This is a genomic window from Bifidobacterium canis (assembly GCF_009727065.1).
GTDB lineage: Bacteria > Actinomycetota > Actinomycetes > Actinomycetales > Bifidobacteriaceae > Bifidobacterium > Bifidobacterium canis.
Map to the genome: position 1 here is coordinate 40,283 of NZ_WNLP01000003.1, position 26,738 is coordinate 67,020.

Below are 26,738 nucleotides of genomic sequence, written 5' to 3' on the forward strand. Positions count from 1 at the left end.
TCGCAGCTTAGTGCAACACAGACGCATACCCGGTGGTATGCGACGTATCTGAGGAAAGCGCCTGACGAAGGTTCGCGGCAACGGAGCCGAGATCTGCATTGGTGAGATCTTCGATCGTCAAACGTGGTTCGAGATTCGACCAGTCACGCAGTACGCCGACGATGCCGCCGACGGTGAAGTCGAGCAGCATGCGTGTGCTCAGGCTGGCACGATCATAGTCGATATTGTAGTTGCCGAGCAGCGTCATGCGAATGAAGTCGCGCAACGCTTCGGTAAGCTCTACGGTGCTGTGCGGGCCGGCAAGAAGGGCAAGACGTTCAAGACGCTCATGCTGCTCGGAGTCGTTGAACGCTTCGACGCAGATGCGGTGCCATTCCTGACGGAGCTCATCGGTGGATGTGCTTGCGCCCATCACCGGAATGCCTTCGACGGCATGCATGATGGCAACAGCCGCCAGCTCCGGCAGGCCGGAGTAGTGGTAATAGAACGAATTGCGGTTGACGCCCGCTTCGCGAACGATGTCAGTGACGGTGATCTTGCCATATGGGCGTTCACGCAGCAACGTCCAGAAGGCATTCTCCAACCGCAGCTGAGCTGGCATGATTTCTGGGTCACGACGAGGCCTTGGCATTGGAACTCCTCACTCTGGGAATGCCTCGACATTTCGCAACATCGAGACTATTCATTTACATCACTTAAGTCTAGTGTTGCTGAAATCATACGTCCAAAAATCAGCTTCTGGCTATGTTTCCGTGCATGTTTGGTATTTTTCGCTGCGTGAAATGCGTTTTCAGTGCGCGAACAGCGTGCCGGCGAACATCATCATCACCTGATTGATGTAGCGACGATCTTCGCTATCGAGCCCCACATAGCTGCCGAGCAGCGAGGGGAGCGCACGCACTCCTTCATCCCTCAGTTGAGTCATCGATGAATGCCCACCGGCCGAAAGTACGCGGAACAATGCTTCGACGCCCTTCTTGCGCTGGCGTTGCGTCATGCCGTTGAGCCATTCGTTCAACGACTTGTGGAAGGTCTGCGAGCTTTCGGAGAGTTCGGGCAGCGTTTGGAACCTGTCGCCGTCCATAAGCCACGAATAGCAGTAGTGCTGCATCACGCCTTCCGCGTTCGACTTGACGACCACCTGATGCTCGTTCGGGTTCGACTCCATCAGCATGCCGATGATCGACTGCTCGGGCACGAGTTTGGTCACGCGGTCTGCGATCGTGCCGTATTCGTAGCTGCTCACCACGGCGTGCATGAATCCGGGGCTGTCGAAGGCGTAAACGTGGTCGATGCGGTCTTTGACCTGATCGTGCACGTTCATCGCCGCATAGATCGCGATGTTGCCGCCTTTGGAGTGGCCGGTGAGAATGATGCGCGCGTTCGGCCACAGCTTGCCGATTTTCTCCACGTAGTCTGCGGCCTGCGTTTGCGCGGGCACCGGATACGTGTGGGCCATATTGAAGTCCTCACGCCAGCCGATGAGCGAATCGTCGGTGCCGCGGAACGAAACGACGAGCGTGCCGTCCGGCAGCTGGAACGTCATCGCCGCATATTGCGTTTGCTCGGTTTGGTCGAAGCGCTCTTCGGTGGCGCTCATGCGCGTGACGGCGAAGCGCGGATTCCGCTTGATCAGCTCGTAAAAATGGCGAGATCTGTTGGCGCTGCTTGTTTTGCCGTTCGTCGCCGATGTTGCGCCGTCGCTGGCTTCGCCGGCGGAATTCATGGCAGGCGCGGCGTCTCCGGCATCTGCGACGAGGGAGTTCGCGTCGTCATCGGTGCGCACGCCGTTTTCGGCGTCAGCGCTCGCGTTGGCGTCTCCCTTAAAACCGTCACCAGTCTGCGCGTCAGGATGCAGATGCTCTTCCAGCTGCCGCAATGTCGGCCCATCGAACGGCGTGCGCCACAGCGTTTCCACCGATTTCGCCGGATGCTTGATATCAAATCCGCGCAGTTTGTTTCGCGTGGAGCCATACCGCTGCATCAGCTCGTCAATGCTTGGAATCTCGGCTGGTATTTTGTCGTAGCTCAGCAGCGCGTACACCATCGCGTCGGCGGCACGGAACGGGTACTGCGAGAAGTCGCGCGTTTCCAGCGACGCGTAATCAACTATCGTGCCCATACTGCCTCCTCGTATTCACTGTTCCCAATACTAGGTGATACCTGTGCGCCGAGTTGTTCGCAACGCAGAAAATACGCGGAATAATAATTCGCATATATGCAGTTCCGATGTCGCGAACATGCGGAACAGTGAGAATATGCTCGTGACAATAGAAAAATATTCCTTTGGTTCTTACTCTACAGTTTCATCGGCTGGCTGTGGGAGACGCTGCTCAACATCGTGATGAAAAACGGTTCGTAGACCGCGGCATTCTCAACGGTCCGATCTGCCCGATCTACGGGTTCGGCGCTATGCTCGCCATCTTCGTGCTGCACAACGAGCATTCGCTCATCGCGGTGTTTTTAAGCAGCGGCGTGCTGTGCTGCACGCTCGAATACATCACGTCGTGGGGCATCGAGAAGATGTTCCACATGCGGCTGTGGGACTATTCAAACAAGCCGTTCAATATCAACGGTCGCGTCTATTTGAACGGGTTCCTCTTCTTTGCGGCGGGCTGCACGGTGGTCAAGGAGTGGGTGCAACCGTGGATCGACACTCAGCTCGACAAAATCGACCCGCTCACTCTCAATATTGTGAGTATTACTCTATTTATTATTCTGCTCGCCGACGCCGCCGTCACACTCGCCGGGTTGACCAGCATGAACAGCAAGCTCGGGCGTGCGGAAGCATATATCAAGTCGCTCAAGCAAGAGCAGATTGCGCATCTCGACGTGCACATCACTTCTGCTGACGAGCATTTGGAGAAACTGGGCGAGCGCGCCGAGCAATTGGGCGAGCGTGCGGGGCAGACGGCGACACGCATTCGCGAGCGCGCGCATACCAGCGGCGAAGAGGCGTCGGAGAAGATTCATGGCATCTTCAACTGGCAGCAGCGCCGCCTGCTCGACGCGTATCCCGACATGCGCACCGAGCGCTCGACGTCGCTTATGAACACGATCCGCGAGCAACTGTCGAAATACCGCCGGAAACACAACGCGCTCTAAGAGTTCTGCTATCTCCCTGACTTCCTAAGATGGGAGATGTTCGCAGTTTCGACCGATACATTGGTCGCGAGAGAGTCGCAGCGCCGCGAACGCACACGGCTAGGAAACGGAGACACACATGGTCAATCAGAAATACAAGGAGATGCTCGGCGAGAAATCGGTTATTCGCCAGATCGCGGAGACTGCGACCGCCCGCCGCGCACAGATCGGCACCGACGAAGTGTTCGACTTCTCGATCGGCAACCCGAGCGTGCCGTGCGCGCCGGAGTTCACGCAGGCGATGATCGACCTCTATGAGACGCGCGAGCCGCATGAACTGCACGGATACAGCCCGTCGGTGGGTCTGCCGTCGTTCCGTGGCGCCGTCGCCGACTCCCTGAACCGTCGTTTCGGCATGGACTACACGCTGAACCATATCTTCCCTACCTCCGGTGCGACCGGCGCGCTCGCGCACGCGTTCCGCGCAGTGACCAAGCCGGGCGATGAAGTGCTCACGTTCGCGCCGTTCTTCCCCGAATACATGCCGTATGTGGAGGGCACGGGCGCGCACTTGAGTGTTGTGCCGCCCGACACGAAGGCGTTCCAGATCGACTTCGAGGCGTTCGAGCGCGCGCTCAACCCGAACGTGACCGCCGTGCTCATCAATACGCCAAACAATCCTTCAGGTGCCTCATATTCCGCCGCCACATTGGAGCATCTCGCGCAGGTGCTGCTCGCTAAGCAGGTGGAATACGGGCACGACATCTTCCTGATCAGCGACGAGCCGTACCGCGAGATCATGTTCGACGGAGTGACCCAGCCGTACCCGGCGAAGTTCTATGACAATACGCTGACCTGCTATTCGTTCTCGAAGTCGCTGTCGCTGCCAGGCGAGCGCATCGGCTACGTCGCCGTGAACCCGCGCGCCACCGACGCCGACATCATGGTTCCGGTGTTCGCGCAGATCAGCCGCACGATCGGCCACAATTGCCCGTCGTCGAGCATGCAGCTCGCGGTGGAGCAAGTGAGCGACAAGACCAGCGACCTCTCCATTTACGAGACGAACATGAACCTGATCTACGACGCGCTCGTTGATCTCGGCTTCGACGTGGTGCGCCCTGGCGGCACGTTCTACATCTTCCCGAAGTCGCTGGAACCCGATGCGAACGAGTTCGCGCGCAAGGCGATGGAATACGACCTGTTCGTCGTGCCGTCTGATTCGTTCGGCATGCCGGGCTATCTACGCATGTCGTATTGCTTGGAAACCGAGCATGCGAAGCGGGGAGTCGAACGCTTGCGCAAGTTCGTGCACGAGGTGTATGGCCGCTGATTGAGCGGCGGCCGTTTGCTCGGCGGGGTGCTGAGAACTCAGCACCCCGTTTTCTTTGGAAATTTCTATATATTATTTGCCTGTGTTTTTCTCAGTGAAGTAGACAATAGTATGTTCGAACAGTAAATAATTTGATATAGTAATTGTAAAAATTTATGAATTACGGGAGATAGTGCTTGCGTGTGCGAATGAAGCGCTTCAGCACTGTCGCGACGGGCATATTAGACTTACCGAGGATTTGCGCGGTTAGGAGCACGTGCAAGAATTATCCGCCGCAACCGTGTCAACTTGAATTCGAGGGGGACTTGTGATCGAGCAACAAACCGACCCGCGTTGGTTCGTGGAACGCACCGTGCCGGCGGGAGGTCGTATTGACGAGGTGTTCGAGGCGATGACCTCTATGCCGTTGCCCGATGCATTGGAAACCGAAATCGCGCGCGGCACGCGCGGTTTGATCGGCGAAGACGAGGCGCACGTGGAGCCGTCGGCTTTCGAACGATTCGCCGCACGCAACTCGAGTCGGCGGGGGCGAGCGATATTCGCGGCATCGCACAGCATGCCAAGCTCACGCTCATGCGCAGGTCGTTGATGCCGTGGTTCCGCGTCGTGTTCAATGCCGGCGAGCTTGCCGAAGACGAGCGGCAGACGGTGCTCGCGGTGGAGGCGGCGCTCAACCGCATCGCATTCGTGGCGGAGGCGGCGGGCATGCAAAGCGACCGCCCCGGCTTGGTGAGCTCATTCAATGACGAGCAGATCGACGCGCTGGTTGCACACATGATGAAGAACTGGAACGAGCACGCGGGTTTTGTGGACTACATGGTCAAGGCACCCAACCCATACCGCAGCGTGTATGGAGTGCATGCGCCGGAGAATGGGGCGTGGGACATACTGACGCAGTTCAAGAACACCTGCGATGGGCTGCAACTGCCATTCCGACTCGACACGAGCGCCGAGGCATACCCGCAAACCGGCGACATGGCCATCTCGTTCAACGTGCCTGAACCGGTACTGTTCTCCGCCGTGTCGCTCAATGCCGTCAGGAGCGGCGACAACGTTGACGGTGGCGAATGGGTGAATTGCGAAAGTCGCCGCGACGTTTGGGCGAGCACCTATGCGCTGCGCTTGGCGGGGCTTCTGACATACGTCGGTTTCGGCGCCAGCGATGCAATCACCGACATCACGGTGATCGGGCGTCGCGGCAACGCGCACGGTTCAGCCGTGTTCTCGCTCAAATTCGACCGTGTGGGCTTCTACTTCGATGTGCTGCCGCTCTACCACAACGGCCGCTTCAACGCAGACGAATTCGACAGCAACCCGCAACGCCTGATCACGCTGCTGCAACCGGTGGAAACGCATGTCAGTTTCAACGAACAGGGCGGTTTCATCGCCGACCCGCAGGCGCGCGTACCGCAGGCGTTGCTCGACCTGCGCAAGCCGTTGCGCGAAGACGTGCGCGAACTGGCAGACAACATGAAGGCGCTGCTGCGCGCCGACCGTGTGTGCGAACTCGACGTGAGCAACGACTTGACGTATACGGTGGAAGACATTCAGGCGATCGTTCGCGACAACGCGGATTCGTTGGTGACGGCTATGCTCGAACTCGAGTCGGCGCAAATGCAGCTCACTAAAGAGCAGCCGATGATGAGCATGATTCGCCAGCCGCTCTACTGCGACCGCGAAGCCCTGCGCTTGCTCGTTTCGCAGGCGGAGGGCGGCGAGGCGACGCGCTACCGCAAAATCGGGGGCGCGCTCGCGGCGGTGTATGCCGAGCTCGCCCGCATCTACTACAAGCTGGGGCGCAGCAACGAAGCGTTCCTCGACCTACGCAAGCTGCAGCAGATGTCGCCGACGAGCATACAAAGCTATGTGGAAGAGACGATGGCATATTTGACTGGCGATGAGCCGCAGTTCAACCGTGCCATCGACGCGATCACGCTGGCGTTGTCGATTGCCGTCGTTCCCGAAGAAGTCGCTTTCCTCTACTGCACATTCGGCACCGTGCTCACCGCCACAGGAGATAAGAATGCTGCGCTTTCGTGCTATTTGATGGCGAGCACGGTGGGGCACACCACGGAGTTCAGCGATGTGGCGCGCGAATCGGCGGAAGCACTGCTCAGCGGCACCGAAGACCTGATGCCGACCCGCGCACAGACAATCAAAGCGTTGCGCGACGAGGGGATTCCCGTGGCTCCGACGCAAGACAATATGCAGTGTTTGACCACTGCAGTGATGATGCTCACCGACGCCGGAGTGCCGCTTGCGGCATTCGATGGCGTCGGCTTGCTGGCCGCCTATTCCGGCGAAGACACTATGCTGTGGCTGTGCAACGCGCTTCGCCTGGGTGCGGGCGAAGAGAAAGAATAATAATTATTTAAATTATTCTCCTCGGCGTTGAGCTCAGCCAACGCCTTCTTGACGAGTTCGGCAGCCTCATCGAACGTCGGGCACTGCGGAACGCCGTTGATGTTCTTCGAAATCGCGAGCGAAGCCGCGGCATTGGCGATCTGCACGGCACTTTCGAGATTCCAGCCGTTCGCCAGCAACGCGCACAATGCGCCGGTGTGTGTCGGGCCGGCGGAACGAATATGCGTGGCCTTCGTCTCGAATCCATCGATATGCTCGGTCTGCTTGCCGTGTTCGCGCAGCCAAGCGCCGCGCGAGCCAGCGCGCAGCACGACGGGCGCGCGCAATACTTCAGCCAGCGAATCGCACAGATTGCTCATCGACTCGTCGAAGCCGCCGTCAACGCGCATCGAAGCGGATTCGTCGAGCTCGATGCCGAGACGGTCTGCAATCGCGCGACCCTGCTGGCGGTTCAGCGACCAGATCGGGTGCAGTAATACGAGGTCTTCAAACAGGCGTTCATTCACCGTCGACACCATGCTCGTCGGATTGAACACAATCTGGAAGTCGCGCATAGCCACCGCGCATTCGGGGCGTGAGATGAACTCCGCAACGGCCGTTGCGCCATTGTTCATCAGTGAAGCGCCGTTGATGTGCACAACGTCGCCGGTTTTCGGGTGCACGTGTTCAAACGTCTTTTCGTCGGTGTGCACTTCGGCGCCGGGCGCGGAGATGAACGAGCGTTGCTCGCCATCGTTGATCACCAAGCGGGAGCCATTGTCAACGGTTTTGTTAGTCAGGCCGGTGTGCCGAATGTTGGCGTGGGCAAGCGCGGTGCGAATCATGTCTGACCACGGGCCGGTGCCGAGAACGCTTGCCAATTCGGTGTGAGCCCCCATGCGGCTGGCTGCCTCCAGCACGGCGAAGCTGCCATTCACCGAGCGCGAGTAGCTTTCAGCGCTGATGAACGAGCCGGGAACCGGGAACTGCGGAACTTTGATCATCACGTCAACCCAGATCTGTCCGAGCGAAATAACCGTCGGCTCGTGGTCGCGGTGTGCCTGAATCGAGTGAAGAATGTCGCTGAGCATATAAACCCCTTTCGCAATGCGCCTATTGCATGTATCTGCGTCCATGCACCCTCGCACTTCCGTCTGATTCTACCCGATAATTCACAATCCAGTAGCATAGATGGCATATTGCAAACGTATGTGTGAGGTCGGAGAGAGTGTGCATTGCATTGTCGGCACTCCTCATGTAGTATTGGGAAGTTGCGTGTTCAGCCACGCCTCGCTATGCCCGTGTGGAAAGTGTGGTCTGGGGTCAATGCGCAGACTTGCAAGTCAATAGTAATTGTAGGGAGTCCATTATGGCAGCTCGTTGTGCAGTGTGCGGCAAGGGACCGCAGACCGGTTATTCCGTTTCGCACTCACATATTCGCAATAAGCGCCGCTTCCTGCCGAACCTTCAGCCGGTGCGTACCACGTCGACGGCCAGAATGTGCGCCTGCGCGTGTGCGCGAAATGCCTCAAGGCTGGCAAGGTTCAGCGAGTGAGCGTTTCTAAGTGATGAAACAAAGACCCCGGTGAGTTTTCTCCCGGGGCCTTTTTGTATCTGCGCACATGCGTTCTTGCGCGGCAACTGGCATACTATTGAAGTGCAGTGTGACTAGCGTAGGAGGAACGGCATGGCAGGCATCACGGTGGAGACGCCGATCGCGCAGCTGCTGACGAACAAGCGGCGAGTCAGCGCGCTCAAAGCGCTTGGCGTGGTCTCCGTGGCAGATGCTCTGACGTATTACCCGTTCCGTGTGACAGACCCCGTTCCCGTGCGCGCGCTTTCGCAAGCGCGGCTCGGTGAGAAGATGGCGAGCGCTGTGCGCGTGCGCAGTGTGCGCGTGACGCCGATGAACGCGCGCCGCGGCTACCGCGTGGAAGTGCTCGTCGATGACGACGAATTCGCGACCTCGCTGCAAGTGCGCGGCTCGCTCGCGAGTCTCGTGTTCTTTTCGCACAGAAAATCTTATGTGGATTGGCTTGCCACGCGTTTGCGCGTAGACGGCCACTTGGTGATCGCCGGCGAACCCAGCGCATACAATGACCGCCTGCAGTTCACGCACCCCGAGATGCTCACCATCGGCGACGATCCGCGTGCCGATGTGACGAACATACAGCAGGGGTTGCAGCGCGTGTGCCGCCCGCGCCCTGTGTATCACGCGAATTCGCGCATTTCCAGCGAGCATATTCACGAGTCGATTCTGTTCGTATTGCGCTTGCTTGCCGGCGAAGACGCCACGACCGCCGCGCAAACGGAGGGTGACGAAGGCGCGAGCGTGCACATGACCACGCTGTTTGACGAAAGCGAGCAGATTCGCGACTCGTTGCGTGCCGCAATACCTGATATTCTGCCGGAACCTATTCGCGCGGAACTCAACTTGATGCACCGCGCGCAGGCGTTTTCGCAGATCCACGACCCGGACTCCGTGCCCGCGTTCAAACTTGCGATCACGACGATGCGCTACGAAGAGGCGTTCGTGTGCCAGACCGCACTGCTGCAGGCGAGGCGTTCCGCGAGCGAGCAGACCGCGTATGAGTGCACTGATCTGCGGTTGCGTGACCAATACATCGACGACCTGCCGTTCGCGCTGACGAAAGGGCAGCGCGCGGTGATCGACCAGATCAGCGAAGACATGTGCAAAGACCACCCGATGCAGCGACTGCTGCAAGGCGAGGTCGGCTCGGGCAAGACTGTGGTCGCGGTGTCGGCGATGCTGCAGGCAGTCGGCTCCGGGCATCAGGCAGTGCTCGTCGCGCCCACGCAGGTGCTCGCGGAGCAGCACTACAAGTCGATTCGTAAAGTGTTCAACCGCGCTCCGGTGCTGCTGCTCACCGGCGGCATGCGCTTGGCTGAGCGCCGCAAAGTGCTCGGTACTGCGGCGAGCGGCGACCCATGCATCGTCGTGGCCACGCACGCGGCGTTTTCGAAGTCGTTCCAGGCACCGAACTTGGCGCTCGCGGTGATTGACGAGCAGCATCGTTTCGGCGTGGAACAGCGTGAAACATTGCGGTCGAAGGCGGAATGCGACCCGCATCTGCTGGTGATGACGGCGACTCCGATTCCGCGCACTGCCGCAATGACGTGGTTTGGAGATCTCGATATTTCGTGGCTCACCGAACTGCCGGGAGGGCGCAAGCCGATTCAAACCGTGGTGATCGACGAGCGCAACGGCTCGCTTATGGGCGAGATGTTCTGGCATATTCGCCACCGCATCGACGCAGGCGAACGCGCATACATCGTGTGCCCGCGCATTGACGTTGCCGAAGACGATGACGCGGGGGATGGCGCTGGTGCTTCGGAGGATGACGGAGATTCGCTGCTCACTGATGACCAGCTCGGCGAGAGCGCTGTGCCGCGCGCGCCGCTGCATTCGGTGCACGAGATCAGTGAACGCTTGCAGTCGCTGCCACAGTTCGAGGGGATTCGTTTCTGCGAGCTGACCGGCCGCGATGACGACGCGACGAAGGAACGCGTCATGGCGGAGTTCTCGCAAGGGGAGACGCCGATTATGGTCGCCACCACAGTGATCGAAGTGGGCGTCGACGTGCCGCAGGCGAGCTGCATCGTCATTTTCGACGCGGATCGCTACGGACTCTCGCAGCTGCACCAGTTGCGTGGGCGCGTGGGTCGTGGCGGTACACGAAGTTGGGCGTTCCTCATTTCGCAGGCTGAACCCGGCAGCATCGCCGAACAGCGGCTCGATGTGATCGCCAACTCGCTTGATGGCGCGCTTATTGCGCAAAAAGACTTGGAATTGCGCGGCGCGGGCGATGTGCTCGGAGACACGCAGTCCGGTGGCAAATCGAGCCTGAAACTGCTACGCGTGGTCACTGACGCGAAGATGATCGCCGACGCTCGCAAACGCGCCGAACTGTTGCTCGACGCCGACCCGACGCTGGCGGATCATGTGCAACTCGCCGGAGCAGTTCTTGATTTCTCGCGTGGAAACGAAAAATTCCTGATTAGCAACTGAATCAACGTGAATAAATGACCAAAACGCTGGATTGATACTAGTAATTTCGCTAATAGCATGTAAACTTGTACAGAACGAATGAGTTTGCACTACCACATGCAGTGATAGTGAGAGTGCCAAGCTGAAACGATTCGTTGGGGGGAAACGGTTGTTGAGGACTGTTTTTCTGGGAAACACAAGTAGAAGAGGCAATCATGTTATGGCAGAGATTGCGTACTTGGGGGCAGAACATATTCAGCTCAGCGAGTACGGCGACAAAACGTGCTACGGCCGCCGTCGTATCTGTGGCGATGATCGTCGCAGTGGCGCTCGTGGCGTTGCCTGCACAGGCTGCAAGCAACAAAGTGGCGGATCCGACCACATTTGAGCAGTGGCGTGAAGGCGTCGGCGACCCGACCGACCCGCGCTCCACCGGTCGCGTGTGGACGGATAAATCCGTTTCGACTACAGAAGAAACACTGACGACGTATACCGGCGAAAAAGTGACGGTGACGCCGAAAGACGACAGCTTCCTCGTTGGACTGTCAGCGCTGTCCAGCGCCCAGAAGCTCATCGGTGTGGCGAACAACACGAAGCCGCTTGACATTGTGCTCGTGCTCGACACCTCCGGCTCGATGGCATACAACATGGATGGCGAGAGGTATACGTATGAGGCTGTGTATTCCGATGATTTAAATACCGGAAATACCTACTACATACCGAATGGTGATGGTTATCGTTCAGTAACCTGGAGCAGGAATGAACGTTCGTGGGGATATACCTCGAATAGGCGTTGGGTGTCTGTTACTCCGAAAACAGGCGCCAATGATACGAATTCTGCTCATACGCAGTTCTATGACCGACAGAATATTCCTGAACAAGATACACGTCTGTATGCTCTCAAGCAGGCTGTGAATGGCTTTATTGACCAGACGAACACAGCGAATAGCACGGTGAGTGACCCGAATAAGAAGAACCGTATTGGTCTCGTTACTTATGCGACTAACGCCGAACAGAAAAGTGGCCTCACATCTGAATTAAATGCATTGAAGACCACGGTGAACGGGTTGCAGGCTACAGGGTCGACCCATGCTGATTTGGGATTGCAATATGCAAATACGCTGTTAACAGGTGAAGCCCGAGCAGATGCCAGCAAGATCGTTATTTTCTTTACCGATGGTGAACCAGGCGGTAATTCAACCACATCTCCGTTCAGTACGGTGGCACCAGCTGCAGTTCAAGCATCGTTGGGCATCAAGAATGCCGGAGCAATGGTATACTCCGTTGGCATTTTTGAAGGTGCTGATGCTTCGGCGAATGTGTCTTCTGTCACTGTAAATACGCAGTCTGGCGCATTGCGCTCGAATGCGTTCATGCAGGCCGTGTCCAGCAACTATCCGCAGGCCACCAACTGGTATTACTCCTCGTTCGGGCCACGTGCCGCGAACTCTAACTACTATTTGGCGGCATCGGATGCCGATGCTTTGAACGCGGTGTTCGAGCAGATCTGGGGCGAAGTGGCGAGCAACCCGACTTCGCCAATCACGTCGGAAACGACCGGCGGCACCACTGATGAACAGAAGGGCGCTGTGACCTTCGTTGATCAACTCGGCGACTACATGCACGTGAGCTCGATGAACAGCGTGGTGTTTGCGGGAACGAAGTTCGAATTCGATAAGGATGCCGCGAATGCTGTGGTGAAAAACGGCAACGTCACCACTTACACATTCTATGGCGATGTTGCTGGCAACGAGGTCTACAAGGCTGCGAAACTGCAGGATTTGAAGATCACCGTCACCAGCTACGACAACGCCAAGGGCGACACCGTGCAAGTGGAAGTCCCGGCAGATCTGTTGCCACTGCGTCTGTACACGACGAAGATCGACAAAGACGGCAACATCACCAGCGATATTGCTCGCACGCATCCGATTCGTCTGTTCTACGACGTTGCTTTGAAAGATGGAGTGGAAGATAAGGTGGCGAAGCCCGATGAGGAGATGCGTCAATACATCGAGAAGCACACCGACGACGACGGCAACGTGTTCTTCCTGACGAATGATTACGACACATCAGCGGAGCAGAAGGCTGTGAACGGCACAACGACTGCCACGTTCAAGCCTGCGACGACGAACGATTTCTATTACTTCACCGAAAATACGCCGCTGTACAATTCCAAGGATCTCAACGATCCGGCGACTTCGATAGAAGCAGGAAAGACGTACTACTACCAGTGCACGTACTATGCGAATAACGCGCAGCACGAGCAGTGGATCGACGTGCTCGGCGAGAACGCCATTGGCAAGGCTGTGCAGGATCCATCCACTAAGCATTACTACGCGCCAGCTGGCACTACTCGTACCGGTTTGTCGCGTCTGTACACCGCTGAGAAAACCAAGAACTCGACCGACACGGCGACCAACGCCATCGCTCCTAACTGGGAGTCGAATCTGGTCACCGTGCACTTGGGCAACAACGGTAAGCAGACCGTGGAAGGCTCCGGCACGCTTAAGGTGACCGAAGAGGTCAAGTGGGCGGAGGGTGCAACGAAGGATCCCAATAAGGAATTCCCGTTCACGTTGAAGCTCGAAGGCAATGGCTTCGACGGTGAATTCCAAGCCGTTATTGCAGGTGAAGAAAAGACCGTCAAAGACGGCTACACCTTCACACTCAAAGACGGCGAAAGCGCGATGGTCTATGGCCTGACACCTGGCGTCAAAGCCACGGTGACGCAGACCGGTGATCACGGTGGTGCTGGCTGGTCGGTAAACCACGAAACCGATGCAGGTGAGATCGAGAAGAACAAGACGACCGAACTTGCATTCGTGAACACCTATACGCTGGAACCGGTGACGCTTGATGCAGACTCGATCAAGGGATCCAAGACCCTGATTGGCCGTGACTGGCAGACTGATTCAGCGTTCACATTCACCATGACCGCGGGTGACGCGAACCCTAATGCTCCACTGCCGAATCCTGCCACCGTTGAGGTGAAGAACCCGTCTACGGGTGAATACACAGACGGTGAGAAGATCGGCTTTGCATTCGGCGCGATTGAATACACCAAGCCGGGCACGTATCAGTACGTGATTACGGAGCAGGAAGGCAACAAGCCGAAGCTGTCGTATTCCAGCGCTCGCTATGTGGTGACAGTAACCGTGAGCGATAAAGACGGTAACGGCACCATGCAGGTCGAGTCTGTCATGACGAACACCTTTGACGATGAGGGTCATCGTCTCGCAGATGCACCAACAGTCGAATCGGCCGACTTCATCAACACATTCACTGGCGAGAACGATGCTGTGGCATCGATCAGCGGTCAGAAGGACTACACCGACCACACCGGCTCGAATCCAAATGACGAAGTGGGCAAGTTCAACGTGAAGGTTGAAGCTGCAGAAATCAATCCTTCGGATGGCCCGGTTGTTTCCGGCGCTGTTTCCGTTGGCTTGGACGGCACGTGGAGAACTCCTGATCTCAAGTTCACCGACAAGATGCTGCACGGGCAAGCTTCGCAAACATTCACTTATCACGTTTCGGAAGTTGTGCCAGTTGGTGTGACGGCTGATAATCCAACGCTGAATGGCATGACCTACGACGTGAACACCTACGACGTGCTGGTGACGCTGACCCGTGATGCCGCAGGTGATCTCGTGACGAATGTGAGCTACCCAGACGGCAAGAATCGCGTGGAACTCGCGAACTCCTACCGCGCTGAGAACACCGACGCGCAGACTCTGCAGGTGTCGAAGAAGGTGACAGGCCACGATGCTGATGCGGGCAAGTTCGCATTCAACACGAAGTTGACCGCTGGTGATGCGAACAATGTGAAGATCAAGCAGGCAGACGATTCTCTTGCTGATTGGTCGGATCAAGCTACTTTGTCGCCAGCAATCGCCAACAACGCCACTGCGTCGATCAAGCTTGGCGACGTGGTGTTCACGATGCCTGGCACCTACACCTTTGCGGTCACTGAGAGCAATGGAGGCACCACACAGGACGGCTGGACTTATGACGGCCACACTTATTCGGTGACCTACACGGTGAACGATGAAGATGGCAAGTTGCAGGCCACTGCAGCTGTTAACGGCAGCAGCACGTTTGCGAACAGCTATGCCGCCTCCACCAACTTCGGTGGCACGCTGCAGATTGGCAAGACGCTCACCGGTCGCACGATGAACGCTGAAGAGTTCTCATTCATCATCGAGCCGGTGGACGGCGCTCCAATGCCGAACGGTGCTTCCAGCATCACCACGAAGAACCCGTTCAGCTCCGCTTCGGGCTCTGAACTCGTGTGGCCGATCGACAGCACACTGCTCGCCAACCTGCACTTCACGCAGGCTGACGGTGGCAAGACCTATCGCTACACCGTTCGTGAGCAAATGCCGGAAGGTGTGACTGAGGCCAACAAGACCAAGAACGGTGTGACCTATGACTTCACCGTGCACACGCTGGCTATTACGGTCAATGATGATGGCATGGGCAACCTGACCACTTCGTCCACAATCGACGGCGATGCGCAGAACACCGTTGCACAGTTTGCCAACACCTACAGCATCGCTGAAGGCAAGGCTTCCGTGCAGTTCTCGAAGCAACTGACAGGTCGCGATTGGACCGATGGTGACACGTTCACCTTCAACTTGGCTCCGAATGCTGCCGGTTCCACGGTGTCTGAAGAAGCGCTGAAGAACGCCATGCCTGCAGACACGAAGGCGTCTGTCGGAAAACCGACTGGCGATGCTGAGACTTCAATGTTCAGCTTCGGCGACTTCACATTCACGCAGGCGGGTAACTACTCGTACACGGTGAAGGAGCAAGGTGCCGGAACTACGACGGAAGGCTTGACCAACGATGCGAGTACGGCGACGGTGACGTTCTCCGTGGTCGACAACGGCATGGGCCAGTATTCCATCGGCACCACGGTCACTGGTCTTGACGACTCTGCGACGTTCGTGAACGCCTATAGCACCACCGACTTCACCGGCGTTCCCACCGGCATGGAGTTCTCGAAGCAGTTGACGGGTATCGCATGGCCTGCCAATGCGACTTTCGAGTTCACCATCACGGGTGTGGGCGAGAATGTTCCGATGCCGGAGAACACGACGGTAACAGTATCCAAGCCGGCCAGTGGTGACACGGCGAAGTTTGACTTCGGCAACATCACCTACACGAAGGCAGGAACCTACGTCTACACCATCACTGAAACCGAGGGCACTATGAAGGGCGTGACCTACGACCTTCAGCCTGCCACCGTGACGGTTAAGGTGACAGACAACGGCAAGGGTCAGCTGGAAGCCAAGGCGAGCGCCGACAAGACAGCGTTCGTGAATGCTTACAGCACCACCGACTTCAAGGGTGTGCCTACCGGCATGGAGTTCTCGAAGCAGTTGACGGGCATCGCATGGCCTGCCAGCGAGACTTTCGAGTTCACCATCACGGGTGTGGGTGATAATGTTCCGATGCCGGAGAACACCAAGGTGACGGTGTCCAAGCCGGCCAGTGGTGATACGGCGAAGTTCGACTTCGGCAACATCACCTACACGAAGGCGGGAACCTACGAGTATGAGATCACGGAGACGACGGGCAGCATGCCGGGCGTCGCCTACGATCCGCACACGGCAAAGGTGACGGTCACGGTGTCCGACAACAGTGAAGGCGCATTGGAAGCCAATGCAAAGGTGACGAGCGGAACGTTCCTCAACGAATACTCCGCCAAGCCTGCCGAAGGCGTGCCAGCTGACTTCAAGTTGTTTAAGATGGTCGAAGGCATGGATTGGGCGGATGATCAGCAGTTCGAGTTCACACTCACCGCTGAGAATGGTGCGCCAATGCCAGCGACGAACACGGCAACTGCCAGCAAGCCAGCTGACGGTAGCAACACCGCGGGCTTCGACTTCGGTTCCATCACGTACAACGAAAAGGGCGTCTACAAGTACACGGTGAGCGAGAAGGCGGGCACGCAGTCCGGCATGACCTACGACTCGCACACTGCGAACATCACCGTCGACGTCATTGATGATGGCAAGGGCCAGCTCGTTGCGGCGACCACCGTTGAAAACGGCCTGTTCACCAACCGCTACAGCACGCAGAGCGTGACCTACCCGGGCATCAATGTGAGCGAAGATCTCACCGGTCGTGCGCAAGCACAAGGCGAGTTCAAGTTCGAAGTGCGCGGCAGTGAGGAAGACATGCAGCGCGCGTTCGGCGGCAACGCCCGCGCGGTAATCAGCAGTGTCAAGTCGTATGACTTCGATGCAGCCGCAAGCGGCGAAACGGTCACCGTGCCAGGTCTGTTCACCGGACTCGAACTCACTCATGACGATGTGCGTGCGGAAAAGGTGTTCAGCTACGAAATCGATCAGACCGGCGCCACCTCAGGCAACGGACTGACCGTTGACGACACTGTGTATGCCGTGCGCATCTGGGCCAGCGACAACCACGACGGCACGATGAGCGTGCACACGAGCGTCGACGGCACAGAAGTCGCCGGCGACCAGGTGATCACGCTGCCGTTCCACAACTTCTACGAAGTCGGTTCGGTGACTATCGGCGGTGACGCCAGTGTGCGCATCAACGCGACGAAGACGCTCATCGGTCGTGAGCAGAACGCCGGCGAATTCAACTTCGCCGTGCGTGACGCGAACGGTGCCGAAATCGCATCGGGCATGAATGCGGCGGACGGCACGATCTCGTTCAGTGCGATCGAGTTCACCGGCGAGCGACTCGCGGCGGACGTGAAGTCCGGTGCGGCGGTCGCAGCAGTCGACGGCACGCAGATCACCTACCGCTACGCAGTGACCGTCGGCGAGCGTGAAGACGCTCTGCCAGCGGGTGTGACGGCGGTCGTCTCCGGATACGCGGTGGAACTCGTGATCGTCGACAACGGTGCGGGTGAGCTGTCTGCGAGCGTCAACTATCCGGCTGACGCGAACGGTTCGCTGAGCTTCGTCAACCAGTATGGAGCGGAGTCCTCGGCGAAGGTCGCGCTCAGCGGTAACAAGGTGCTCAAGGTGGCGTCTGGCGATAATGCGCCGGATATCACTGGCAAGTACACGTTCGCGCTGACCGGCTCCGAAGGAGCACCGATGCCTGCGAATACGCAGGTGACGAACGATGCCGCAGGTGCGATCGACTTCGGTGAGATCGAATACACCGTGGCCAACGTGTTCGGCGAAGCCGCTGCGGAGGAACCAGCTGAAGCTGAGAACTCTGCGGGTGCTGAGGAATCTGAAGAAGCGGGCGAAGCGGCAGAGTTTGCGGAAGCTGAGGATGCGCAGCCGACCACGCGTGAGAAGACGTTCACATACACGGTTTCCGAAGCTGGTGCAGTCTCCGGCGTCGCGAATGACGGCTCGGTGTACACCGTGACCGTGCACGTCGTAGACAACGGCGACGGTACGCTCACCGTGACGAAGCAGTCTGCGCAAGGCGCGGCGGAAGGCATGGAGTTCACGTTCACGAACACGTATTCCGTGCAGCCGGTGGGCCCGACCGATCCAGCGGATCCGAACAATCCGGTGGCAACCGGTGCAGTGCCGATGACGAAGACGATCAATGGCCGCGATCTGCGAGCCGGCGAATTCGAGTTCGAAATGCTCGATGCAAACGGTGCCGTTGTGGGCACGGCGAAGAACGCTGCGGATGGATCCGTTGATCTGCCTGGCGTCACCTTCGACGCGCCAGGTAACTACGCCTACATGATCCGCGAAATCGCGGGCAATGTGGGTGGCGTGACCTACGACACGGTTACGTATTCCGCAGTGGCACAGGTCGTCGATAACAGCGACGGCACGCTCGGCGTCGCGTGGGAAGTCACGGGAGCTGACGGCGAACTCGTTTCGGCGATGGCGTTCACCAACTCCTACGAAGCCGCGCCGACCAGCGTGGGCAAGCTGCTGCAGGGACGTGAACTGGAAGCTGGCGAGTTCAGCTTCCAGATGCGCGGCGCTAACGAGAACACGCCGATGCCGGAGACTGCGGTCGACGGTGTGCAGACTGTGGCGAATGACGCCAACGGCAATGCGCAGTTCGGCGTGATCGGCTACACGCAGGCCGGCACCTACCGTTACGAAGTGAGCGAAGTCAAGGGTGACGCCGAGCACGTCACCTACGATGAGAGCGTGCATGCCGTGACGGTGGAAGTCACTGATAACGGTGAGGGTCAGCTGCTGGCGACGCTCAAGTACTCCGACGACGCCGACGGTATTGTGTTCCGCAATGTCTACATTGCGCCGGAAGAGCCAGAGCAGCCGACGGAACCGACTGAGCCGACCGAGCCGGAGAATCCGTCTGAACCGGAGTCTCCAACGGCTCCGACGAAGCCGAGCACTGGTTCGTCCTCACAGATGAACAACACTGCATCGAACCGCGTCACGTACGTGAGTTCGGTGGCTCGCACCGGCTCCTCGGTGGCGCTGATCGTAGCCGCTGCGTTCGCACTGATCGCAATCGGCGCAGGTTTGCTGATGACTCGCCGCCGCAGTGAGTAAGCAGTGATCTCCAACCGGTCGAATACTCAGTAAGTATTCGCTGCAAAGGGTCTGCATCCTCCCCTCGGATGCAGACCCTTTCTATTTGTGCCATATGTGTGCACCGTATGTCTTACGCGTGCCTTTTGTATGCTTGTATCTCTGCGAGTTTGCTGTTATTGCATGTGGCTTTGCTGTTATTACATATGCATTTGCTGTTTATGCGCATTTTGAGCTTCCTATCTAAGTCAAAACGGCGAATCCATCTGTAGAAACGGCAAAAGCAAGTTGTTTTGCTGTTTTGGCAGATGGTTTTGCTGTTATTGCTTATGATGTGACTATTTTGTGTGTCAAAACGGCGAATCCATCGGTAATAACGGCAAAGGTGCAGTGTTTTGCTGTTATTACACCTACTTTTGCTGTTTATGCACACTTTGAGCTTCCTATCTGAGTCAAAACGTCAAATCCATCTGTAGAAACGGCAAAAGCAAGTTGTTTTGCTGTTTTGGCAGATGGTTTTGCTGTTTTGCATATGGTGAGGCTGTTTGGTGAGTCGGAACGGCAAATCCGTTGGTGAAAACAGCGAAACTATAGTATTTTGCTGTTATTACATATGCATTTGCTGTTTATACACAGTTTTTGGTGCTCATCTAAGTCAAAACGTCAAATCTGCTGGTGAAAACAGCGAAAATGGCGTGGTGTAGGTAAGCTCGAAGTATGCGTGTGATTACCGGCAGATTTAAAGGGGTTCCGTTGACTACCCCGCGTTCGCAGACTCGCCCGACGACGGATCGCACGAAAGAAGCTATTTTCTCGCGACTTGATGCCGAGGGTGTGCTTGCTGACGCGCGCGTGCTCGATTTGTTCGGCGGTACTGGCGCGCTGGGAATCGAGGCGCTGAGCAGGGGAGCGCGCGAGCTCGTGGAGGTCGAGGCATCCGAGCCCGCCGCCAAACTGATTGCGCAGACGTTGACATTGCTGCGTAATCATGCGGCTTGGGAAGCGGATATGAGCGCGCATATTATTCGCGCCAAAGCGGAGCGGTATGCGGCAAAAGCGAAGATCACTCAGCCGTTCGATGTGGTGTTTATTGACCCACCATATGCGTTTTCTACTGCGGATTGCGAGCAGTTGCTCAATGATCTGACTGCTCGCAATATGGTGGCTCGCACAGGCACGATTATTCTTGAACGCTCGACACGCAGTGACGAGCCGAAAGCACCTGCGAACTGGGCTATTACAGATCGGCGAGATTACGGCGAAACCGCCGTCTACACGCTCCAAGCTCTTTCCGACTAGATATACATGCTGAAAGGAGCTTGTTCAGCGACCAAAATATATAGGTCGAAAGAGGTAGCCACAGCGAGTGAGCGCAAAAGTTCGCAGATACAAAGCGTTAGCTCCATTGATGGCAGGGAAGAACGCTGAGTGATCTCAGCATATTGCTGAGTGCATTTTGAGCGTTGGTGCAGAGGCATCTCGCTTACGAGGAGACATTAGGGGCTCGTTGGGCAAGTATAATCGCCGTAAATCGTTGGAAAATCGGCACCGATATGTGCGTATAGGCTCGGTAATGTCTCCTTGTAAGCGATATACCCTGCATCGACATTCGGCACGCAGACATATCGCTCGTGAGAGCAGGTGTATTAGTTGCTGCTGTGACGGCGGGGATGGTCGCCGGAGACCTCCCAGCCAAGCGCCATCAGCGTTTTGCGGTCCGCTTTGTCGAGCGCACGGCAGTCGAGCTGCTCAATCAGATCAGGTCGAATGCGTGAAGTTTTCTCAAGCGCCTCGTCGCGGCGGAAACGATCTACTTTGCCATGATCTCCAGAGATGAGCACAGGTGGCACGTCGATGCCACGCCAGCTCGCCGGTTTCGTGTATTGATTGTGTTCGAGCAGCGCGTTGCCGCCGGTGTATGACTCTTCGACGATCGAATCGGGGTTGCCCATGAAGCCGGGCAGCAGGCGAGTGATCGCCTCGAGCATCACCGAGACGGCCACTTCGCCGCCGTTGAGCACGTAATCACCGATCGAATATTCGCGTACTTCAACGCCGTGTGCGCGGTAATACTGCGGAATGCGAGCATCATAGCCTTCGTAGCGGCCGCAGCCGAACACTAGATGCTGCGCGTGGGAGAGCTCGGTGGCATCCTGCTGCGTGAACAGCGGGGCGGAAGGATTTGGGAAGATCAGAATAGGCTTGGGATTCTGCTCGTCGATGTGTTCGATGTCGAGCAGCTCGTCGAGGCACTCCGCCCACACCTCCGGTTTCATCACCATGCCGGCGCCGCCGCCGACCGGCGTATCGTCAACCGACTGGTGCACGTCATGCGTCCACTGGCGAAGATTGTGCGCGGTGACGTTGATCAATCCCTTGCTCTGCGCCTTGCCGAACAAGCTCAGGTTCAGCACATCGAAGTATTCGGGAAACACGGAGACGATATCGATATCCATAACTGCCATATTGTGAAAGTGCCTGCGAGAAGTAGGGGGAGAGATGTGTTCAAAATAGATGGCTGTGGGCAGAGATCTCCCCACAGCCGGTAACGCTTATAAAAAAGTGGGGGAGTTATGCCCCATACCCAGGAATCAACCCTCCTGGAGGGGTGACGAGCATCGTGCCGGCTTCCAAATCGATGTCGGGAATGATCGGCTCGACGAACGGAATGAGGCAGGTTGACTCGGCGTCGGTAGGGTGGGTGAGTCGAAGCTTCACCAGCCACTGAGCGCCTTCGAGCATATCTACCACGGTGCCGATCTCATTGCCCTGCGCGTCCATGGCTTTAAGACCGATCAGATCTTTGGGGTAGAACTCGTCGTCGTCCAAATCCATCGGCTCGCCATAGAGAATCGTGCCTCGCAAAGCCTCAGACGCATTGCGGTCGGTGATTCCCTCGAAACGCACATACCAGCGATGCTTGAAGGTGCGAGACGAGGCGACAACGAATTCACGAAGCGCATCGCCGGCTTCTTTGGCATACAGCACCTCGCCGGGGGCAAAGCGCACATCGGGTTCGTCGGTGTAGAGTTCCACCGAGACTTCGCCCTTGAGCCCCTGCGCCTTGCCGATACGACAGACCCGCAACAACTCTTGGGGCTGTTGCGGGTCTTGCACGTTCATCGTGTTCACCTGCGCACGTCCATAATGTCGACGCGCACCTTGTGATCAGACAGCGCCTGCACCACCGTGCGAATCGCATTCGCGGTGCGGCCGTTACGCCCGATCACACGCCCGATGTCTTCTGGATTCACGCGAACGCGAATCAGTTCCCCGCGGGCGTTCTCATGGGACTTGACAGAGACGTCGTCAGGAAAATCGACGATGTTCTTGATCAGATGTTCCACGGCTTGAGCGAGCATGATCACGCAGCTTCCGAATCGGACTGGGCGGCATCAGCGAGCTCGACCTTTTCGTCGGCGGCTTCGGTAGCCTCAGCGTCGGCAGGAGCTGCTTCAGCGTTGGCCTTTGCCTCGGCCTCAGCCTTGGCTGCCTTGAGCTTCTGGGCCTTGTTCTCAGCTTCTTCAACGAGAACGGCGGCTTCCGGCTTTGCGGAAACGGTCTTCAGTGTGCCTTCAGCACCCTTGAGACCCTTGAACTTCTGCCAATCGCCGGTGATCTTGAGCAGGTTGAGCACCTGCTCGGTCGGCTGGGCGCCAACGCCGAGCCAGTACTGTGCACGATCGGAGTTGATCTCGATCGTGGACGGCTGGGTGTTCGGGTTGTACAGACCGATCTCTTCGATGGCCTGGCCGTCGCGCTTGTTACGGGAATCCATAATCACGACGCGGTACACGGCATAGAACTTCTTGCCCATTCGCTTCAAACGAATCTTGGTTGCCAAAATGGCTCTCCTTGTTAACTAGGGGTGTGCGCTCGTTCGCCGTGTGGGGACAAGGCTTACGAACTCACGTGTTCCTTGCACGCGGGGTGATAGAGGGCTCCCCGTGCACAAATAACCTTTGCAGTATATCGCGCTCCCAAGATATTTCGCAGTCCGTTCGTGTGCCCCGCGCCGCTCGTATGCCGACACCGCAAAAACCCTACTGCGATGTACGATATTGCAGTACGCGCATGTGCAAAGGAGAGCCTGTGTTCATCCCTCGATATTACGAAGATCTCGACGTTCTGCATGTCGGTTGCGAGCCGCCGCGCTCATATTTCATTCCCGCGTCTCACCCTACGGACACTCGCTTCGCCGCGCGCGAGCAATCCGACCGCTTCCAACTGCTCAACGGGGAGTGGTCGTTCCGCTATTACGCGAGCATCTATGAGCTCGACGACGCCGTGCGTGCGAGCCAGTCACAGCACGAGCCGGTGTTTTTCGAGCCGATGTTCAATCCCGACGAATCGTTCACGTTGCTCAATGTGCCGAGCGTGTGGCAGATGAACGGATACGACCACAACCAATACACGAACACGCGCTACCCGTTCCCGTTCGACCCGCCGCACGTGCCGGCAGATAATCCATGTGCGGTGTATCGCACGACGTTCGACTACACGCCGGATTCCGCAGCGCCGCGCGCATACCTGAACTTCGAGGGAGTAGACAGCTGCTTCTACGTGTGGCTCAACGGCGATTTCGTCGGCTACTCGCAGGTCTCGCACTGCACGAGCGAGTTCGACGTGAGCGACCTCGTGGAGGAGGGTGAGAATACGCTCGCCGTGCTTGTGCTCAATGGTGCGACGGCAGTTACTTGGAAGACCAAGATAAACTGCGCATGAGCGGCATCTTCCGCGACGTCTACTTGCTGACGCGCCCGCAGCACGCGATACGTGATTATTATGTGCGCCAATCAGTCGATCTGAATACTAATTCAGCAGATATTTCCATTGATTTTGATTATCTGGATGATATTGCTCCGCGCGCGATCGACGTGATTCTCGGCGACGCGGCGGGCAATATCGTCGCGCAGAGCTCGCCGCAGCAGGCGAGCGCGGACTGCGCGTTCCCCACGAAGTCGCGCGCGCTGCTCCACGTGGAACAGCCGACGCTGTGGAATCCCGAGGAACCATATTGCTACACGCTGATCATCGTCAGCGAAGACGAATCGATCTGCCAGCCGCTCGCATTGCGAGACATAACCGTGGACGCGCCGGACGGCATGCACCAGCGCGTGCTGCTCAACGGCAAGCCGATTGTGATTCACGGCATGAACCGGCACGACAGCGACCCAGTGACCGGCTACACGATCTCGCCGCAGCAGTTCGAGAACGATCTTCTGCTGATGAAGAGCCACAATGTGAACGGCGTACGCACGAGTCACTACCCGAACGCGCCGCACTACTACGATCTGTTCGACGAACTCGGATTTCTCGTGGTAGACGAAGCGGACATCGAAGCGCACGGCGCTGCCGATGTGGTGCTGCCACCCTCCGAAAACGGCGAGCCGGCGGCAGACTGGGAGCGCGCGCAATATGTGTGGAACGAGCCGATTGCGAATAATCCCGCGTTCTCCGGCGCGATTCTCGACCGCGTGCAGCGCCTTGTGGAACGAGATAAAAACCACGGCAGTGTGATCTTCTGGTCGATGGGCAACGAGTCGGCGTACGGCGTGGGTTTCGAGCGCGCGCTCGCGTGGGTGAAGACGCTTGACGGCGCGCGGCTGACGCATTACGAAAGCGCGCGTTATGTGGAGCGCGGCGGCACTGAACGGCACGACTACCTGAACATCGATGTGCACAGCCGCATGTACCCGAGCATCGCTGAACTCGACGGGTATTTTGACGCGCACGGCCCGCAGGGAGACGGTGCGAACGGCGAAGACGGCAGCATTCCGGTGTCGAGTGAAACTGATGACCGCAAGACTGGTCACCATGAAACTGCGCGCGCAGGGCAGGTCAAACCGTATTTGATGTGCGAATACTGCCATGCCATGGGCAATGGCCCTGGTGATCTTGAGGATTACTTCCAGTGCATTCAGCGGCATGACGGACTGCTCGGCGGCTACGTGTGGGAATGGTGTGATCACGCGGTGTTCGCCGGACGCAACGCGCAAGGGCGACGCGAATACCTGTATGGCGGTGATTTCGGCGAATGGCCCAACGACGGCAACTTCTGCGTTGACGGCATGGTGTCGCCCGACCGCACCCCGCACAGCGGTCTCGACGAGTTCAAAACGTGTTCCGGCCGGCGCGCATAGAGGCGTTCGACAGTGAATGCGGAGTGGCACGACTGCACAATTACTTCGATTTCCGCGAACTCGGCGACGCCGTGGTGCTGATGTGGGAAGTGTATGTGGACGGCGTGATGCAGACCTACAGCTTGGTCGAACCAACTGACGCGCTGCAGATCGCGCCCCACTGCTCTGGAGACGTTGAGCTGAGTGGCTGGCAGGACGCCGCAATTGACCAGCCCGGCCGCGTGACGCTGGTGCTGCGCTACTTGGCTCGCGAGGCGCGCTGGGGGCAGGATCAGCTGTTCGAACTCGGCTTCGATGAGATCGACGTGCCGAACCCGACCGGCGACGATTCGAGCCAATGGGTGCGCCACCAGATCGAAGACATGCTCGCCGGCGATGAGATCGGCGACGCGATTGTGCTGCGCGAACACGGTGCACAGATTGAAGTGACCGGCGCGGATTGGCGCTACATATTCGACAAGCGCACAGGACTGTTCGACTCGATGAGCTACCGGAACCGCCAGATTCTCGGTGCTCCGATGACCATTGATATTTGGCGCGCGCCCACCGACAACGATCGCAACATTCGCCACGCTTGGGAACGTGCCGGATACGATCGCGCGACTACGCGCGCATACAGCGTGCAGATGCGCACGGTGGCTTCCAGCGGCATCGCCGACGGTGCTGACACCGCTGCCGCCAACGCCGATGACATGGACGTGAGTGGCGTGGCGATGGCGGTGAACGCGGTGGAGCTGCGCTGCGATATGGCTGTTGTGGCTCCGACCGTGCAGCCGATCGCGCGCATCACGGCCACGTGGACGATTCACGCCGACGGCTCGGTGGCTGTGAAGATGGACGTGCGCAAAGACCCCGCTTTCCCGTTCCTGCCCCGCTTCGGCGTGCATATGCGTTTGCTGAAGACGATGCGCGACGTGACCTATTGCGGTTTCGGACCAAACGAAAGCTATATCGACAAGCATCGCTCGTGCTGGCATGGCGTGTTCACCGGCACTCCCGACACGTTGTATGAGGCTGAGATCAAACCGCAGGAGAACGGCAATCACCATGATTGCAGTTGGGCGAGCATCTCCGGCGAAGGCGCTGGGCTGATGATCGTGAACGGCGACGGCAGCGACGAGCCGGAGCGCACGGGGTTCGACTTCCAGGCTTTGCCATACACGGCCGCTGAAATGACTCGAAAAGCCCACGATTTCGAACTCGAACGCAGCGAATTCACCGAGGTGAGCGTCGACTACATGCAGTCAGGCATCGGCTCGAACAGCTGCGGCCCCGAACTGTTGCCGCAATACCGCTTGGACGCCGACCGCTTCACGTTCGCAGTCACGCTGCGCCCTCAATCCCTCTGATGTGCCTGAGCGGTA

At 57.9% G+C, this 26,738-nt stretch carries 13 protein-coding genes and 3 pseudogenes; 9 read left to right on the forward strand and 7 right to left on the reverse strand.

Translation table 11 applies throughout. From position 1 onward, the window contains the following. Positions 1-7 precede the first annotated feature (7 nt). On the reverse strand, positions 8-631 hold the full coding sequence (locus GSD1FS_RS04070) for a TetR/AcrR family transcriptional regulator (protein ID WP_155588510.1): 624 nt from the start codon (positions 629-631) through the stop codon (positions 8-10). A gap of 159 nt (positions 632-790) precedes the next feature. After that, positions 791-2,122, reverse strand: a complete 1,332-nt coding sequence (locus GSD1FS_RS04075; protein ID WP_246165811.1) for a DUF2974 domain-containing protein — start codon at positions 2,120-2,122, stop codon at positions 791-793. 156 nt (positions 2,123-2,278) lie between these two features. Between GSD1FS_RS04075 and GSD1FS_RS04080 the strand changes: the two are divergent. The 4 genes and pseudogenes from GSD1FS_RS04080 (at position 2,279) to GSD1FS_RS04095 (ending at position 6,778) form a co-directional block, all read left to right on the forward strand. Next, positions 2,279-3,105: pseudogene (locus tag GSD1FS_RS04080) on the forward strand (putative ABC transporter permease). A gap of 118 nt (positions 3,106-3,223) precedes the next feature. After that, positions 3,224-4,414, forward strand: coding sequence for a pyridoxal phosphate-dependent aminotransferase (locus GSD1FS_RS04085; protein WP_155588511.1), 1,191 nt, complete (start codon positions 3,224-3,226; stop codon positions 4,412-4,414). 307 nt (positions 4,415-4,721) lie between these two features. After that, complete coding sequence (locus GSD1FS_RS04090; protein WP_155588512.1) at positions 4,722-5,003, forward strand: hypothetical protein; 282 nt, start codon at positions 4,722-4,724, stop codon at positions 5,001-5,003. Then, positions 4,988-6,778: a tetratricopeptide repeat protein gene (locus GSD1FS_RS04095; protein ID WP_155588513.1), complete on the forward strand. Its 1,791-nt coding sequence runs from the start codon at positions 4,988-4,990 to the stop codon at positions 6,776-6,778. The genes GSD1FS_RS04090 and GSD1FS_RS04095 overlap by 16 nt, the downstream gene beginning before the upstream one ends. Here the strand turns inward: GSD1FS_RS04095 and GSD1FS_RS04100 are convergent. Continuing rightward, positions 6,706-7,848 carry a PfkB family carbohydrate kinase gene (locus GSD1FS_RS04100; RefSeq protein ID WP_155588514.1) on the reverse strand — a complete coding sequence of 381 codons (1,143 nt, stop codon included), beginning with the start codon at positions 7,846-7,848 and terminating at the stop codon, positions 6,706-6,708. The two genes, GSD1FS_RS04095 and GSD1FS_RS04100, sit on opposite strands and share 73 nt — an antisense overlap. A 278-nt stretch (positions 7,849-8,126) precedes the next feature. On the opposite strand from GSD1FS_RS04100, the pseudogene rpmB reads away from it, so the two are divergent. The 4 genes and pseudogenes from rpmB to rsmD all read left to right on the forward strand — a co-directional run bounded on the left by rpmB (position 8,127) and on the right by rsmD (position 20,530). Beyond that, a pseudogene (rpmB, locus tag GSD1FS_RS04105) lies at positions 8,127-8,326 on the forward strand (50S ribosomal protein L28). A gap of 118 nt (positions 8,327-8,444) precedes the next feature. Continuing rightward, positions 8,445-10,787 carry an ATP-dependent DNA helicase RecG gene (locus GSD1FS_RS04110; RefSeq protein WP_155588515.1) on the forward strand — a complete coding sequence of 781 codons (2,343 nt, stop codon included), beginning with the start codon at positions 8,445-8,447 and terminating at the stop codon, positions 10,785-10,787. 194 nt (positions 10,788-10,981) lie between these two features. Next, positions 10,982-19,252: a Spy0128 family protein gene (locus GSD1FS_RS04115; protein WP_155588516.1), complete on the forward strand. Its 8,271-nt coding sequence runs from the start codon at positions 10,982-10,984 to the stop codon at positions 19,250-19,252. Between the two features lie 696 nt (positions 19,253-19,948). Continuing rightward, complete coding sequence (gene rsmD / locus GSD1FS_RS04120) at positions 19,949-20,530, forward strand: 16S rRNA (guanine(966)-N(2))-methyltransferase RsmD (RefSeq protein WP_155588517.1); 582 nt, start codon at positions 19,949-19,951, stop codon at positions 20,528-20,530. 347 nt (positions 20,531-20,877) lie between these two features. On the opposite strand, the gene trmD is transcribed toward rsmD, so the two are convergent. The 4 genes from trmD to rpsP all read right to left on the reverse strand — a co-directional run bounded on the left by trmD (position 20,878) and on the right by rpsP (position 23,075). Next, the gene (trmD, locus tag GSD1FS_RS04125) at positions 20,878-21,687 is read right to left on the reverse strand and encodes a tRNA (guanosine(37)-N1)-methyltransferase TrmD (protein ID WP_155588608.1); all 810 of its coding nucleotides are present in this window, start codon (positions 21,685-21,687) and stop codon (positions 20,878-20,880) included. Between the two features lie 115 nt (positions 21,688-21,802). Next, a complete protein-coding gene (gene rimM / locus GSD1FS_RS04130) occupies positions 21,803-22,354 on the reverse strand; it encodes a ribosome maturation factor RimM (protein WP_155588609.1) in 552 nt (183 codons plus the stop codon). Between the two features lie 5 nt (positions 22,355-22,359). Beyond that, complete coding sequence (locus GSD1FS_RS04135) at positions 22,360-22,593, reverse strand: RNA-binding protein (protein WP_155588518.1); 234 nt, start codon at positions 22,591-22,593, stop codon at positions 22,360-22,362. Positions 22,594-22,595: 2 nt separating this feature from the next. Then, entirely contained in the window at positions 22,596-23,075 is a 480-nt protein-coding gene (gene rpsP, locus GSD1FS_RS04140; RefSeq protein WP_155588519.1) for a 30S ribosomal protein S16, read from the reverse strand. 248 nt (positions 23,076-23,323) lie between these two features. Here rpsP and GSD1FS_RS04145 point away from each other — a divergent pair. Continuing rightward, positions 23,324-26,723 (forward strand): annotated as a pseudogene (locus GSD1FS_RS04145) (glycoside hydrolase family 2 TIM barrel-domain containing protein). The last annotated feature ends 15 nt before the right edge of the window (positions 26,724-26,738 follow it).

Bases quoted from the DNA above. Each gene is read 5' to 3' on its own strand.
- GSD1FS_RS04070 (WP_155588510.1), bottom strand. From the start codon at position 631: ATGCCAAGGCCTCGTCGTGACCCAGAAATCATGCCAGCTCAGCTGCGG.
- GSD1FS_RS04075 (WP_246165811.1), bottom strand. From the start codon at position 2,122: ATGGGCACGATAGTTGATTACGCGTCGCTGGAAACGCGCGACTTCTCG.
- GSD1FS_RS04085 (WP_155588511.1), top strand. From the start codon at position 3,224: ATGGTCAATCAGAAATACAAGGAGATGCTCGGCGAGAAATCGGTTATT.
- GSD1FS_RS04095 (WP_155588513.1), top strand. From the start codon at position 4,988: ATGCGCAGGTCGTTGATGCCGTGGTTCCGCGTCGTGTTCAATGCCGGC.
- GSD1FS_RS04100 (WP_155588514.1), bottom strand. From the start codon at position 7,848: ATGCTCAGCGACATTCTTCACTCGATTCAGGCACACCGCGACCACGAG.
- GSD1FS_RS04110 (WP_155588515.1), top strand. From the start codon at position 8,445: ATGGCAGGCATCACGGTGGAGACGCCGATCGCGCAGCTGCTGACGAAC.
- GSD1FS_RS04115 (WP_155588516.1), top strand. From the start codon at position 10,982: ATGTTATGGCAGAGATTGCGTACTTGGGGGCAGAACATATTCAGCTCA.
- rsmD (WP_155588517.1), top strand. From the start codon at position 19,949: ATGCGTGTGATTACCGGCAGATTTAAAGGGGTTCCGTTGACTACCCCG.
- trmD (WP_155588608.1), bottom strand. From the start codon at position 21,687: ATGGATATCGATATCGTCTCCGTGTTTCCCGAATACTTCGATGTGCTG.
- rimM (WP_155588609.1), bottom strand. From the start codon at position 22,354: ATGAACGTGCAAGACCCGCAACAGCCCCAAGAGTTGTTGCGGGTCTGT.
- GSD1FS_RS04135 (WP_155588518.1), bottom strand. From the start codon at position 22,593: ATGCTCGCTCAAGCCGTGGAACATCTGATCAAGAACATCGTCGATTTT.